This is a genomic window from Xenorhabdus sp. XBWT (assembly GCF_059072735.1).
This window is the reverse complement of sequence record NZ_CM180990.1, coordinates 2,221,453-2,235,478: the sequence shown is the minus strand read 5'-3', so window position 1 is coordinate 2,235,478 and position 14,026 is coordinate 2,221,453. Positions and strand designations below refer to the sequence as shown.

General features: G+C 39.7%; 8 protein-coding genes. 2 read left to right on the top strand and 6 right to left on the bottom strand.

Annotated elements, in window-relative coordinates; all coding sequences use genetic code 11:
- Window positions 1-199 precede the first annotated feature (199 nt).
- Window positions 200-4,105 carry an ATP-dependent RNA helicase HrpA gene (hrpA, locus tag AC5JQI_RS09940; RefSeq protein WP_493912030.1) on the top strand — a complete coding sequence of 1,302 codons (3,906 nt, stop codon included), beginning with the start codon at window positions 200-202 and terminating at the stop codon, window positions 4,103-4,105.
- A gap of 210 nt (window positions 4,106-4,315) precedes the next feature.
- Here the strand turns inward: hrpA and AC5JQI_RS09935 are convergent, their stop codons facing one another.
- The 5 genes from AC5JQI_RS09935 to AC5JQI_RS09915 all read right to left on the bottom strand — a co-directional run bounded on the left by AC5JQI_RS09935 (window position 4,316) and on the right by AC5JQI_RS09915 (window position 11,670).
- A complete protein-coding gene (locus AC5JQI_RS09935; RefSeq protein ID WP_493912029.1) occupies window positions 4,316-5,317 on the bottom strand; it encodes a fimbrial protein in 1,002 nt (333 codons plus the stop codon).
- A 40-nt stretch (window positions 5,318-5,357) separates the two neighbouring features.
- Complete coding sequence (locus AC5JQI_RS09930) at window positions 5,358-7,925, bottom strand: fimbria/pilus outer membrane usher protein (RefSeq protein ID WP_493912028.1); 2,568 nt, start codon at window positions 7,923-7,925, stop codon at window positions 5,358-5,360.
- An 82-nt stretch (window positions 7,926-8,007) separates the two neighbouring features.
- On the bottom strand, window positions 8,008-8,694 hold the full coding sequence (locus tag AC5JQI_RS09925; protein ID WP_493912027.1) for a fimbrial biogenesis chaperone: 687 nt from the start codon (window positions 8,692-8,694) through the stop codon (window positions 8,008-8,010).
- Window positions 8,695-8,839: 145 nt separating this feature from the next.
- Window positions 8,840-9,370, bottom strand: coding sequence for a fimbrial protein (locus AC5JQI_RS09920; protein ID WP_493912026.1), 531 nt, complete (start codon window positions 9,368-9,370; stop codon window positions 8,840-8,842).
- Window positions 9,371-10,278: 908 nt separating this feature from the next.
- Window positions 10,279-11,670 carry a basic amino acid/polyamine antiporter gene (locus AC5JQI_RS09915; protein ID WP_493912025.1) on the bottom strand — a complete coding sequence of 464 codons (1,392 nt, stop codon included), beginning with the start codon at window positions 11,668-11,670 and terminating at the stop codon, window positions 10,279-10,281.
- A 420-nt stretch (window positions 11,671-12,090) separates the two neighbouring features.
- On the opposite strand from AC5JQI_RS09915, the gene AC5JQI_RS09910 reads away from it, so the two are divergent.
- Window positions 12,091-12,645, top strand: a complete 555-nt coding sequence (locus AC5JQI_RS09910) for a hypothetical protein (RefSeq protein WP_493912024.1) — start codon at window positions 12,091-12,093, stop codon at window positions 12,643-12,645.
- Between the two features lie 107 nt (window positions 12,646-12,752).
- Here the strand turns inward: AC5JQI_RS09910 and ydgH are convergent, their stop codons facing one another.
- Complete coding sequence (gene ydgH, locus AC5JQI_RS09905; RefSeq protein WP_493912023.1) at window positions 12,753-13,706, bottom strand: DUF1471 family protein YdgH; 954 nt, start codon at window positions 13,704-13,706, stop codon at window positions 12,753-12,755.
- Window positions 13,707-14,026 lie beyond the last annotated feature (320 nt).

Sequence of the window (14,026 nt, the reverse complement as noted above, 5' to 3'; positions counted from 1 at the left end):
CCATTCAAATTCATTGAATGACTGAAAGAAGTGTGTATTCGCAGCCAACAAAGCCGTAAATTGGCAGGGAGATAGATATGAAGTACATGGAGTTGAACAAGATATGTTACACTTCTAATGTTTAAATCATAAGAAACTATCCTCTGAGCCTGCAAAGACAGCGCTACTCAATTTAAGAACGTCACAAGGATTTATTACTGTGGAATCACCTTTGACAGCAACATTCGCTGAATTATTCGCTGAACTTGATCACACATCGCTGCGCGATCAGTTCCGTTTGAGAAAACGTCTGCATGGGGCAGCAAAAATTAAGAATCAAGCTTCCTTGCAGGCTGTGGCAGAATCCATTTCTACGGATATTGCGATTGCAAAACAAAAAATCATTAATCGCCAAGCCGCATATCCCTCAATTAACTACCCTGAAAATTTACCTGTTAGTCAGAAAAAAGGTGATATCTACAAAGCGATTCAGGATCATCAGGTTGTTATTATTGCCGGGGAAACCGGTTCGGGTAAAACGACCCAGATCCCCAAAATATGCCTTGAATTGGGCAGGGGTATCAAAGGGCTGATTGGGCATACTCAACCCCGTCGTTTGGCCGCCCGTTCGGTTGCCAATCGTATTGCGGATGAACTGGAAACCCCGTTGGGTTCGACAGTCGGTTATAAAGTCCGTTTTAATGATCAGGTCAGTGAAAATACACTAGTCAAATTGATGACTGACGGTATTTTGCTGGCAGAATTGCAGCAAGATCGTCTGTTGTTGCAATATGATACGCTAATTATTGATGAAGCCCATGAACGCAGTCTGAATATCGATTTCATTCTTGGTTATTTACGTCAATTGTTGCCAAAGCGCCCTGATCTGAAAATTATCATTACTTCCGCAACCATTGATCCTGAACGTTTCTCCTGCCATTTTAACAATGCGCCAATTATTGAAGTGTCTGGGCGTACCTATCCAGTGGAAGTCCGCTATCGTCCAGTGGCTGGTGATGATAATGACAGTGATCGGGATCAGCTTGAAGCCATCATTGATGCAGTGGATGAATTAGGGTGTGAAAGCTCAGGTGACATACTGGTGTTCATGAGTGGTGAACGAGAGATTCGTGATACGGCGGATGCGCTCAGTAAGCAGGATTTCCCTCATACTGAAATCTTGCCACTCTTTGCACGGCTGTCTAACAGTGAGCAGAATCGGATATTCCAATCCCATATCGGTCGCCGCATTATCCTGGCAACCAACGTAGCGGAAACGTCGTTGACTGTGCCGGGCATTAAATATGTGATCGATACAGGATATGCGCGTATCAGCCGATACAGCTATCGAACCAAAGTGCAGCGTTTACCGATAGAACCTATTTCTCAAGCATCAGCCAATCAGCGAAAAGGGCGCTGCGGTCGTGTTTCAGATGGGATTTGTATTCGTCTCTATTCGGAAGAGGATTATTTATCACGCCCCGAGTTTACTGATCCTGAAATTTTGCGTACCAATCTGGCTTCTGTCATTTTGCAGATGACATCAATTGGCTTAGGGGATGTCAGTGCATTCCCATTTGTTCAAGCTCCAGATAAACGCAATGTTCAAGATGGTGTCCGTTTATTGGAGGAATTGGGTGCCATTGATCCTGAATCTCTGTCGCAAGAGGTCTATCGACTGACACCAATGGGGCATCAATTATCAAAGTTGCCTATCGATCCACGTTTGGCTCGTATGGTGCTGGAAGCGAAAGCCCATGGCTGTGTCCGTGAAGTGATGGTAATTGCCTCCGCGTTATCAATTCAAGATCCACGAGAAAGGCCACTGGAAAAACAGCAGGCTTCTGATGAAAAACATCGTCGTTTTGCGGATAAAGATTCGGATTTCATTGCGTACCTGAAATTGTGGGATTTTTTGCTAGAACAGCAGAAACTTCTGTCCAGCTCTCAGTTCCGCAAACTTTGCCGTCAGGATTATCTGAATTATCTTCGCGTCAGAGAGTGGCAGGATGTTTATACCCAGCTTCGACAGGTTGTGAAAGAAATTGGTTTGCCGATTAATAGTCAGGAAGCGGACTATCGCAGTATTCATATTGCCTTGTTGACTGGTCTGTTATCCCATATCGGGCAAAAAGATACAGATAAACAGGAATATACCGGTGCACGCAACGCTCGCTTCTCTGTTTTTCCAGGTTCTGGCTTATTTAAAAAAAACCCTAAATGGGCAATGGTTGCTGAATTGGTGGAAACCAGCCGGTTGTGGGGACGCATTGCTGCGCGTATCGAACCCGAATGGGTAGAGCCACTGGCCGCACATTTAATTAAGCACCACTACAGCGAACCACATTGGCAAAAATCACAGGGCGCAGTGATGGCAACGGAAAAAGTCACTTTGTATGGCTTGCCGATTGTGGCGGGGCGATTAGTGAATTACAGCCAGACAGATCCGATGTTATGTCGTGAACTATTTATCCGCCATGCTTTGGTTGAAGGGGATTGGAAAACTCATCATTCATTTTTCCGTGCCAATTTGAAATTGCGTGAAGAAGTTGAGGAGTTGGAGCATAAATCCCGCCGCCGGGACATTCTGGTGGATGATGAAACCTTATTTAATTTCTACGATCAGAGAATTGGCAAAGACGTTGTTTCCGCCCGTCATTTTGACCGTTGGTGGAAAACGGCGAGTCAAGAACAATCGGAATTGCTCAACTTTGAAAAGAGCATGTTGATTAAGGGAGATGCAGATAAAGTCAGCGCATTGGATTATCCGAATTATTGGCATCAGGATAATTTAAAATTCCGTTTGAGTTATCAATTTGAACCGGGAACTGATGCTGATGGCGTGACTGTACATATCCCGTTACCGGTATTAAATCAGGTTAAGGATGAAGGATTCGACTGGCAAATTCCGGGCATTCGCCATGAATTAGTCATTGCACTGATTAAATCATTGCCAAAACCGATACGCCGTAATTTTGTACCTGCACCTAATTATGCGCAGGCATTTTTGGAGCGGATTACACAACCACAAGCGACTTTATTGGATAGCCTTGAAAGAGAATTACGCCGTATGACGGGTATGACGGTGTCACGTGATGACTGGAAATTGGAACAGGTGCCTGATCATCTGAAAATAACATTCCGTATTCTCGGAGAGAAAAACAAAGCATTGGCTGAAGGCAAAGATTTATCAGTGCTGAAACTCAAATTGAAAGGAAAAGTTCAAGAAACACTTTCGGCTGTTGCGGATGATGGTATTGAACAAAGTGGTCTGCACATCTGGAGTTTTGGCGAATTGCCTGAGCGTTACGAACAAAAACGCGGTGGTTATTCCGTTAAAGCATTTCCGGCGCTGGTGGATGAAAAAGACAGCATTGGCATAAAACTATTCGAAACCGAATCAGAACAGCAAAATGCAATGTGGGAAGGAACACGCCGTTTGTTGTTGCTGAACATTCCATCACCGATTAAATATCTGCATGAGAAATTACCGAATAAATCTAAACTGGGGCTGTATTTTAACCCATACGGAAAAGTATTAGATTTGATTGATGATTGCATCTCCTGCGGTGTGGACAAATTGATTGCAGGAAACGGTGGCCCGGCATGGAATGAACAGGCATTTTCTGGCTTGCAGGATAAAGTACGTGCTGATTTGAATGATGCCGTCGTTGATATCGCCAAACAGGTAGAACAGATCCTGACCTCGGTTTTTAACATCAACAAACGCTTAAAAGGGCGGGTAGATATTGCTCTGGCACTTGCGTTATCGGATATTAAAGAACAAATTTCAGGTTTGGTCTTTAATGGATTTGTCACCTCTCACGGTTGGAAACGTCTGGCGGATGTTTTGCGTTACTTGAGTGGTATTGAGCGTCGATTGGAAAAATTGGCAATTGATCCTAATAAAGATAGAGCGCATATGAGTCGGATTGAACATATTCAGCGACAGTGGCAACAATGGCAGGCAAAACTGTCTGTTCAGCAGCAACAATTTCCGGAAGTAAAAGAAGTTCGCTGGATGATCGAAGAACTTCGCATTAGCTTATTTGCCCAGCAATTGGGTACAGCGTATCCAATATCTGATAAGCGTATTTTACAGACGATGGAAAATATCGAGTCGTAGCAAATCATGGGCCGTCGTAATTTTGCTGCGGCCCATGAAGCTCATGGATTGATGTAAAAACCAATCCATTTATAGTTACAACATACTTGTATCTATAACAAAACACCCAAAATCAGCGAATCATTACATTCGTCATTATTAATCATTTAACTAAGTGTAAGATATCAAATAAATTTTGGGGCGGGGTTCACCATCCTAAAATTGCGATGATTATTGATAAGTAATCGTCACCGTCGTAGTCACATTTGCCTTACCCGGCGTAATTCGTGCGTCAGTCTGGATATAACGGGCACGTAATGGGAGCTCAAAATGTCGTACCGGATCGCTGGAACGGATTTTAATTGGCTCGCGCATTGATACAAGTCTGTTGAGAAATAAAATTTGCATCCCGATACCTGTTGCTGTGACGTTGTCACTATTATAATCCAATGCCCAGATATTGTTGGAAGCTCCTTTTGCCGGTCGGCCATCCAATGAAACTGAGGCATTCAGGTTGGCATCACAATCCAATTTTAAGTCAAAACCTTTTTCTCCTGCTGTACTGTTAATACCCCGAAACTCATTGGTTTTGATTTCTCCCATATTAACGTAGGTTGTGCTGTGAGTGAGTGAACACCCTTGAGTAACGATGCGCGTATTTTCTAAATAGAAAGTATTAATAAGAGCGTTGCCCAATAGAGCTCGGGTTAATACCCGTCTATGCGTATTTCCTGAGCCTGTGGTAGGTGCAATTTTGATTAATTGCACGGTTAAATAACCCCAAGTATTTCCGCAATAGATTAGTCCGTTGTAAGGGGAATAGTCTCGTGGATTACAGTAGTAGGGATGTGCCACTGCTCTGGGCAACCAACCAATGCCATAACCTGGCCCCCACGTATTGATACGTATTCCCACGCCGGGTACCCCGGATTCATAAATTGCATCGTAATTGTAATGTGCTGGCGTAAAATCAGGTTTGTCCCACGAGGCTTGCGTTGGTTGATCACAAAAAGCGATATGTCCTTGCTCATCGATTTGATCCAGGCGAATCTCCTTGATGGTTGTTCCGATGGGATAATCTCTGGGAATGACGATAGTACCAAAAGAAACGGGTGTCATTTTAGCAGTCATATTTGGATAATATTGGCACTGATTGTTTGCCTGACTGGCGAAACTGCTCATCAGGCCGGCAATAAATAAACTTGCCATTAATAGTTTTAAGCTGCTAGCCATAAATAATTTCCATAATATGTAAATTGTTATTCACAAATTGTTACTCGCAGGATGCATTCAGCATGTACAGACCAGATTCTGGAGTTTCCTCTGGAAGTTGATAATTAACATGACATTCTTGAACATCTTTATGACCCCATTTCACCCATATCCGGCCTGACTGAGGAATACCACTGAGATAAGCCTGACCATCATTACCGACAATAGTACTATTGGGTTCATCTATCTCATTTTCTTGCTCCAATGTTGCAATTGCACCAAAGGGGATCTCTTTATCGTTGTGGGAAAATGTAAGTAAGACACGGTGACCAATTCGAGTTTGGAAATTGGCCAAAGTCAATGAACCCCGAGTTGGGACGATGGTTTGCGTATTAATATCAATATCAACGTTATTACCCATCGAATTTGTATCCAGAGCAATGCGGTTTTTTCGGTAGCTACTGACATAAGGCACGATCGCATGGCCTTGCCAGTCAGTCTTGATACCAGAATAGTTTTGTACTTTAATGCCCTGAACACCATTGGTACGCACCAATACAAGAGTATCCCCCAAAGATTGGGAAAGGGTAACGCCATAGGGATGGACGACAATCCCACCATTTAAACCATAAGTCAGTTGCTTGGAATGTTTATTGTAATTGTAACCGGCGTTAACTTGGCTATATGCTCCTTTATATTCCGCATTAATATTTCCGCCATTAGTTTTATTATGGTGAGTGTAATTCTGCTGGATATTGTAAGTCAGCTTGTTATCTTCAAGAGCACTACCCGTCAAACCGAGCTGATGAGAAGTATCACTGTTTTTGCTGTTAGTCATGTTATAGCTTACCCAGTTATTTTTCAGCCAACGGTCAAGAGGAATCTGAATACTCAATGCGATAATCTGCTCATTGCGATTTTCACCCGGGAAACCATTGTGGGAATAGTTCAGGTTATAATTGATTGAGTTGTAACTTGTGCTATAACCTGCGTTGATGCTTTTCTCATAACCTTTCTGATGCCAATAATCTTGCTGCAAGGCAGAGAAATAGACAGATCCCCAGTCACCCAGAGGCTGGTTAATATGTAGCTGCAATTTGCTGCGTTTATTGGTACCACTGTAAATACCTCCGCCATTTGCAGCATCTAATTCATTTGCTTCTTTGAAATCGTAAAAATTTTGAGTTGAATAACGATAACCCGCGAGCGTGAGGCTAGTACCGGTTTGTGAGAGATCTTTGGCATATTGAAAGCGATAAGATTGACCATAATGGTTTCCGCTGGGTACTGAATTTGTTTTGGCATAAGTCACATCAAAAGAGATGGAACCCCAATCAGAAAGGCTATAGCCTGTACCCAATGCCACTGATTGATAATCTTTTGCGATTGTTGTCCCGCCATAAGCAGTGACATGATTGGAAACACCATATATCACCGTACCCTGCATAAAAAAGGGTTCCTTATCTTGATGAGAATTGGATTTATATTTTCCCAACGTCAGGGAATGCCGTAGGCTATTTTCCCGTAACATGATCGGTACTGTAGAAAAAGATTGCATAGAACGATGTTCTTTTCCATCTGCTTCCTTGACGATAACTTCTAAATCACCGGTAGAAACTGTTGGATAGAGATCGTTGATAACAAAAGGGCCGGGGGAAACATAAGTCTCATAGATAATATAACTATTCTGTTTAATGATTACCTGAGCATTGCTTTGTGCAATTCCTCGGATTGTTGGAGCAAATCCTTTCAGACTATCAGGCAACATACTGTCATCAGAAGCCAATTGAGCACCATAAAATTGAAAACTATCAAAAATAGGTGAGGAAGTGTAATTATCACCTAATGTTAATTGGCTTTTTAAGGCATGAATATCCCGTTGAAGATAAGTATTCAGATTTTGCCATTTTCTATTTTGGCTGCTATAGGTGGAATAATTCCGTAAACGCCATGCTTCCCAGTTAGCGCCTGTTCTAAGATTAAGAAAATGATTTTTTGTAGAGCCGGATTGGTTATCTTGCCAAGCCAAAGATCCATTGTAATTATAATTGACTAGCAGAGATGTTAATCCCTGTTCCCATAAATTAGGTGGTACATAGTCTCTGGCTTGATTATGTAATGCAGCCTGTGGAACACTGATATCCAGTCGTTGAAGTTTAAAATCAAAAAAAGTTGATGCAGATGAGATATATTGACCTAGATCAGAAATTTCTGTCTCTTGTGATAAATCACGGAGCAAAGGGAATGAATCAATATTAACTCCCATTTCCCGGAGTTGCTGAATTTTAAGTTTTGGTGAGAGTCTATTGTTTACGATAATAAAATCAAGATTTCCGGTATTTACTTGCTCTCGGTTAAGATAAATATCGACCCAATAACGACCGGGTGGCTGCTGATCATCTTTAGTAAAAATTGACAGATCAATATCTTCTGGAAAATCTGAATGGATTTCCAATGCATTGATGTTGAAATGCTCTTCAGAATAAACTTTATTGCTATAGGCCAGAAAACAGGAAGTTAACAACGCACTGAAAAGCGCTTTCCGATATAAATATTGCAGGCTTAACTTAATAAACAACATCCAATTATTAGAAATTTTTTGTTGAAGATAATGACGGTAGTTATCCATGATAATTTTCTAATTTTGATATACCCGCCATCTTTCACATTATATTTTGAAATCTATTGGGTATATATGGAATGATTTTTGTTCAAAACATACGTTTTTCTTCTGGCGTGATGCCGCCAAAATCATTAATAGTTTTCCAAGTTACTTTATTGATGTTTTTAATCGGAATATCCCAGCTTAGTTGTTCAAAAGGAGGGATCATACCGGGGGATTGGATTTCATAATTTTTTATCCCATTTTCGGTTGTCAGCTCAGAAAAAGAGACGTAATAAGGTGTTGGATTTTCTACAATGAGCTTATGGCCATCGGTTCTGAACTTCAGGGTCTTATAAGCAGTTTCCGCATATTCTGCTAAGTCGGCAGGGCGATAGAATAACTTAAACCGAGACTTTACCGTGATTTGCAATTGGTTTTGTTCTGATTTGGTCGTAGCAGGAATAGACTTGATATTGAGCCAGAACAAAGATTCTCTGTCATTTGGTAAATTATTTCCGGTTTTAACAATTCGTAAAATATTCTCATTCCCTGCTGTTAATTTAAAGAGTGGGGGAGTGATAATAAAGGGTGGTTTAGTTTCACCGTGTTCACCTTGAACCCACGTTTGAATGAGGTAAGAGATACCTGTTTCTGGATTGTTAATGGAAATAGACGCTTCTTTTTGGTCGCTGATATAAATAACTCGTGTGCCGCCAATTACGACACCAGCAAAAGAGATATTGATACTGAAAATGTAGATTAAAATAAAAAACAAAATGCGAAAATATTTCAAAGTAGTTGCTCCAAACAATATTATTCTTATGTTTCAATCAATGTAATTAACGAACCAGTATCATTTTTGGTCATTTAAACCTGAATGATATTGTCCTGAGTTATATTGTTTTGGCTTCCTTGCCATGAATTCCATTAGTATTCGATTAGTTATAGATGATAGTGAAGTGAGCTACTGCATCACCCGTACCCGCAGTCACGGTGCTGTCAGTTGTCGCAATGTATTTGGCAATGAAATTCAGCTTATTAATTTTTTTGTCCTTCAAGGGTTGAGGACGTGAGTTTTCAGCTATATTAATCAACGTGTTACTGTCATCTTCATAAAGAGCAAGCGCAACACCTTTAGCCGCGTTTCCTTTATTATTGTCTAGTGCTAAAAAACGACTGCCGACTCTGTCTGTGTTACCATCAAATTTGACTTGAGCATGGTGATAATCTGTTGGGCAATCAGTTAATTTAATACTAAAGCGAGTCGGGGCAGAAGTACTATAAGCTCCGTTGAATGAACTTGAGCTGATAGTTCCCATATTTACGGTTTGATTAGTGGAATCTGAATCGATTTTACACGCAGTGGCAGTAATCTTTCCCGTAAATTTGATTTGTCCATCAATAGCATGAGCAGCGGACATAAATACAGATGAAACAAATAAAGATGAAATAATTAATTTGCTTTTCATTTCTTAATATATCCCACCTCTGACGAGCTTAGGCGACAGAGAGATAGATTATTGAGTTAACATTAAAGCCGTACATTAATACAGCAAGTGAATTATCTAGATTTACATCCGATAAATAATAGGTAAACGACAGTCCATATTTTCTTATCAAGAGATAAGTCGAAGAATATAGTAGCGATCAATTAGAAAAGTTCAAAATAATAACTTGACTAATCTACTTATTCGGGATTTTTAATCCGTAAAATCAACATTGATAGCATTGTTATTCATAACATAGAATGTTTTTTGATCTCTAATGAACTTTTATTCTGTTTTATAAGATTAATTATTAATTGGTGATGTTTTGTGAAAATAAATATGGCGTAAAACACATACATGTTTGCGATTTATTTTTTTACTGAGTTTTTAACTAAATATTATGTATTTATGATTGACATTCCCTCTTTTGATTTTTATTTTAAATATTTTGTTTATGTCAAAATTTATAATTTGATTTAAATCAAATTTGAACACATTGAATCTATTTAAAGTTAACTTGTTATTAGTAATGGCTAACAAGAAGATCTCATGGAATAGACAATTTTAATTCATATTTCAAATAAACCAGGTAAAAACAATAATTAATATTTATGTATTGAGTGCGTTATGAACTACCCTTCATCATTTTAGTTACAACATACACTTAGATTAAAAAAACAAAATATATATGAAACAAAAAAATAAAAGATTAAAGATCCAGAAACATGTCAATCCAAAAAAACTCAATACGGTAAAATATACTTTTTAACAAAAGAACAGATTTGATTGGTTTTTCAGCAGGTTTTGGACAAAAAATAAGAGGAGAAATAAATTTCCCCCCTTAAAAAACCTACTTGAAACTGAAGCAATCCAGCAATAATGACTCATTGTTAGTGTATTAATAGCCACGTGGAAGGAATCGTTACTAGAAATAAAATCCCAATAGCCGATTTTTCCATGGGATTCAGTGGTGTTCTTTCTTCGTTTTGTCTACGCGCATACAGAAAAACCAGTAAACCCGGAGCATATAACACGACTGAAAGCAGCAAATTGACTAAACCTGATGCGTAAAGCAACCATAATCCATAAATACAGGCGCCCACAGCAATCGATAATAAAGCACGGCTACTACGCTCAAATGCTACTTTCACTAAAAATGCACCAACAAGAAAGTAGGGTACAAGGATCATCTCTGAAGCAATAGAGAGTAACGTATTATAATTACTTCCGCTTAGCCAAATGAAAATTAAAGCCAGCTGGACTGCTCCATTCGTAATCCAGAGTGATGACTCAGGCGTTTTCTTACTATTTTGTTTATTGAATGCTTTAGGAAATGAGCCGTGTAATGAAGCAATAAATGGTACTTCTGCCGCCATGATTGTCCAGCTTAAATAAGCTCCGCAAACAGAAATGATCAATCCGGCAATAATCACAATTTCCCCCGCAGAACCAATTAACCCTACCATTAGATTTGCCATGGAAGGGTTCCGCATAGCTGCCAATCCAGGTCGTGTAACTAAGCCTAGTGAGAGTAAGGTAACAAGTACATAAATACCCAATGCAGAAATGACAGCCAGTACTGTAGCGATACCAATATCTTTACGCTTTCTGGCTCGGGCTGAAACAACAATAGCACCTTCAACCCCAATGAAAACCCATAAAGTAATTAGCATCGTATCTTTAACTTGCTGCCAGACCGGAACTCCCATTTCAATACCAGTAAAATCAAAAGAGAATACATCCATTTTGAAGGCGATAATAGCCAAAATAATAAACATACCTAACGGTAATAATTTTGCTACCGTGGCTAATTGGTTGACTCCCGCAGCAGTCTGCACACCTCGAAGAACTAACCAGTGGACAAACCAAAGTAAAATAGATTCACCTATTAACGATTGCCAGGTATTACCGTCCCCGAAGATCACGAAATGTTCGGTATCAGTGAAAAAACTTAATGCTGCAAAGACGATAACTAAATAAGAAACGTTAGCAATAATGGCGCAGAACCAATATCCCCATGCAGAACAAAACCCAACTAACTCCCCAAATCCTTCTCGTGCATACGTAAAAATGCCGCTGTCCAAATCAGGGCGAAGGCGCGAAAGCAAAAGCAAAGAGGTGGCTAAAAAGAGAATGCCTATGCCTGTTATTCCCCAACCAATCATTAATGCAGCTGGGCTGCCAACCTGTGCCATATTTTGTGGCAGACTAAATACACCGGCACCAACCATCGAACTGAGTACCAAGGCTGTCAGAGATGTGAGGCCTAATTTCTTTTCCAAAGATACGTTCCTAAAAATAATATAATCGATACGATTAGCCAGAACACTTGCTCTAAATATCGAACACATATTGGATATTTATTGCATCCATGCTATGGATTGCAAAGAAGATTTAGTAGATTAATCTAAAAAACATGGCGATTTTACGGAGTGATGGGATTGTATGCAATGGTTGACTATGCAAAAAAAAATAAATTTTATGCAGAAAAGTAAGGAAATGAATTACTGATAATTTTTCTAAAATACACTATCAACTTAAGAATTATATAAGTGTTCATAAGACAAACATTTATCATTGTACCTACTGTGATTCTTATAATGAAAAAAACAAATAATGAACAATTATGCAAATGTATACGACTCAGTATGACCTCTGGCTCTGCGATTTCCTACACTTCACAACCGAAAGGTGAAAGCATCGTGTCTATTGATTTTATTGTAAATGATTACCTGATCGTGGATTACTCTCATAATCCACATGGGAAATGTCTCGTTTGTGCAAAACGGATAGTTGAACTTCTAATACAACGCAACATACCTTATCGCGTGATCGGCTTACTTAGGTGGACTGGGCTTCACCATAAAACACCAGCCAATCATTATGCTGTCGTTGCAAGTATTAATGGTCAAGCCATCATCATCGACCCTACGGCGGGGCAGTTTTCGGGATGGAAGTCATTTTATGGCTCAATTGACGACTGGATTGAGGGTTTTAAGCGGTATTTATCTCCTCAACTTATAAAGGGACGCGAATTTATTACTATTAATGAAGCTGAAGCTACCCTAGGTTCCTTGATTATGGGAAGTCCAGTAGATTTTAATGGGATCGCTTTATGGAACACTGGCTGGCATGACAGAATTATCAAAAATCCGGTTCTTTTTGCTGCTCTGGAACAAAAACAAATTCAAGCAGCAGCCTTTGTTCCGCTACGTGACCTAAAAAGCAGAACCCGATGGAATTGCTTTAAAAAATAGTTGAAAGTATTACAGACAAAGCTCATGAAATAGAAAAGTGACTGAGCGAAAAGGCACAAATATTACATTTGTGCCTTTTTTCATAAATGGGAGTAATCGTGTTCTGATTATTTGAATAAATCAGCACTGATAGTAACGTTACCACCATTAGACTGCCATTCTCTAGTGATGTGATAGTATTTTGCACCTTTCTCTGCTGCACGTTTTGCAACCTGATAAGAAACTTCCGGTGCAGTTGTGTAGTAGCCAGAAAAAGAGATGGAGTCAAATGGAACCATCTGGGCGGCGGAAGCTTTGTTCAGTTCTTGAATTTTTGCACCATTAGGTAAGGTTACAGTGTAACGCCCACCTTTTGATGTCTGGGTTTCAAAAAAGCGACCGACGACATTGCTTGTTGAAGTTGAAGAAGCAACGCCGGGAATTTCCACTTTCTTAGCTTCTTCACCACCTTGTGCCAGAGCTTGGCGCCCAGTATCAGAGTCGGCCGGGATCACAGCAACATTGGATTGAACCTTGCGCTTTGGTGCATCTTCTTTATAGATATATGCTGTAACTATCTGGTTTCCGCCATTATTTGGTGCAATATCCCGAACGATAAAGAAAGAGGCTGCATTTTTCTTTTTAGCCTCTTTAGCAATAGCTTCTTTCAGGTCAGGGTCAGTAGGAAAGTAACCATTCATGGTGACAGTATCGAAAGGTTCTAAAGTAATTGCTTCATTTTTAGGAAGTTCCTTGATACCACGGTAGATGCGATAATTAGGTGTTTTATCTGCTTTTTCCGCATCTTTATGATACAAGTCGGCTACAACACGCAAATTTCCCCGTCCATTAAGATCGTCGAGGCTTTGGATGTAAAAACTTTCAGCGCCTTTTTTATCCGCCTGACGTGAAATTGCATCAGCAGCTTCATAAATTGCATTAAAACGACCAGTGACTGCGATTCGCTCGAAGGGTTTGAGCTCTGCGGCTTGTTCTGGAGTTAATTCTTTAGCCGCATGTGCAGCAGTAATCGAGGTTAATGAGAACACCGCGGTAGCGATGATCGTTGTCTTCAGCTTCATAAAAAATCCTTTCGCCTTGCGCATTAAAATATTTATAACGGGCTGAACATTGTTATGTATCACATAGAGCGTAATTATTACATGTAATAATGCTAATTGTCGCAAGAATTTGCGCCCCCCAAATAAACGATCGTTATTTTTTGGTATATGTTTCTAATAATTATAATAAATATAGAGAGTTATACGAGCTGAAGTATTGTTTATATTGAAACGTCTTTTTGTTTTTCTTACTTCAACCATAATAAACTGTTGACACTAATTTCATTGAGTTACTATTTTATTGATAGATTTTTCTGATAGCAGTAATAAAATCAATCTAA

What these genes read in the sequence shown, in the direction of transcription:
- AC5JQI_RS09935 (WP_493912029.1), bottom strand. Translation starts at nt 5,317, where the DNA reads ATGGCTAGCAGCTTAAAACTATTAATGGCAAGTTTATTTATTGCCGGC.
- AC5JQI_RS09920 (WP_493912026.1), bottom strand. Translation starts at nt 9,370, where the DNA reads ATGAAAAGCAAATTAATTATTTCATCTTTATTTGTTTCATCTGTATTT.
- AC5JQI_RS09930 (WP_493912028.1), bottom strand. Translation starts at nt 7,925, where the DNA reads ATGGATAACTACCGTCATTATCTTCAACAAAAAATTTCTAATAATTGG.
- ydgH (WP_493912023.1), bottom strand. Translation starts at nt 13,706, where the DNA reads ATGAAGCTGAAGACAACGATCATCGCTACCGCGGTGTTCTCATTAACC.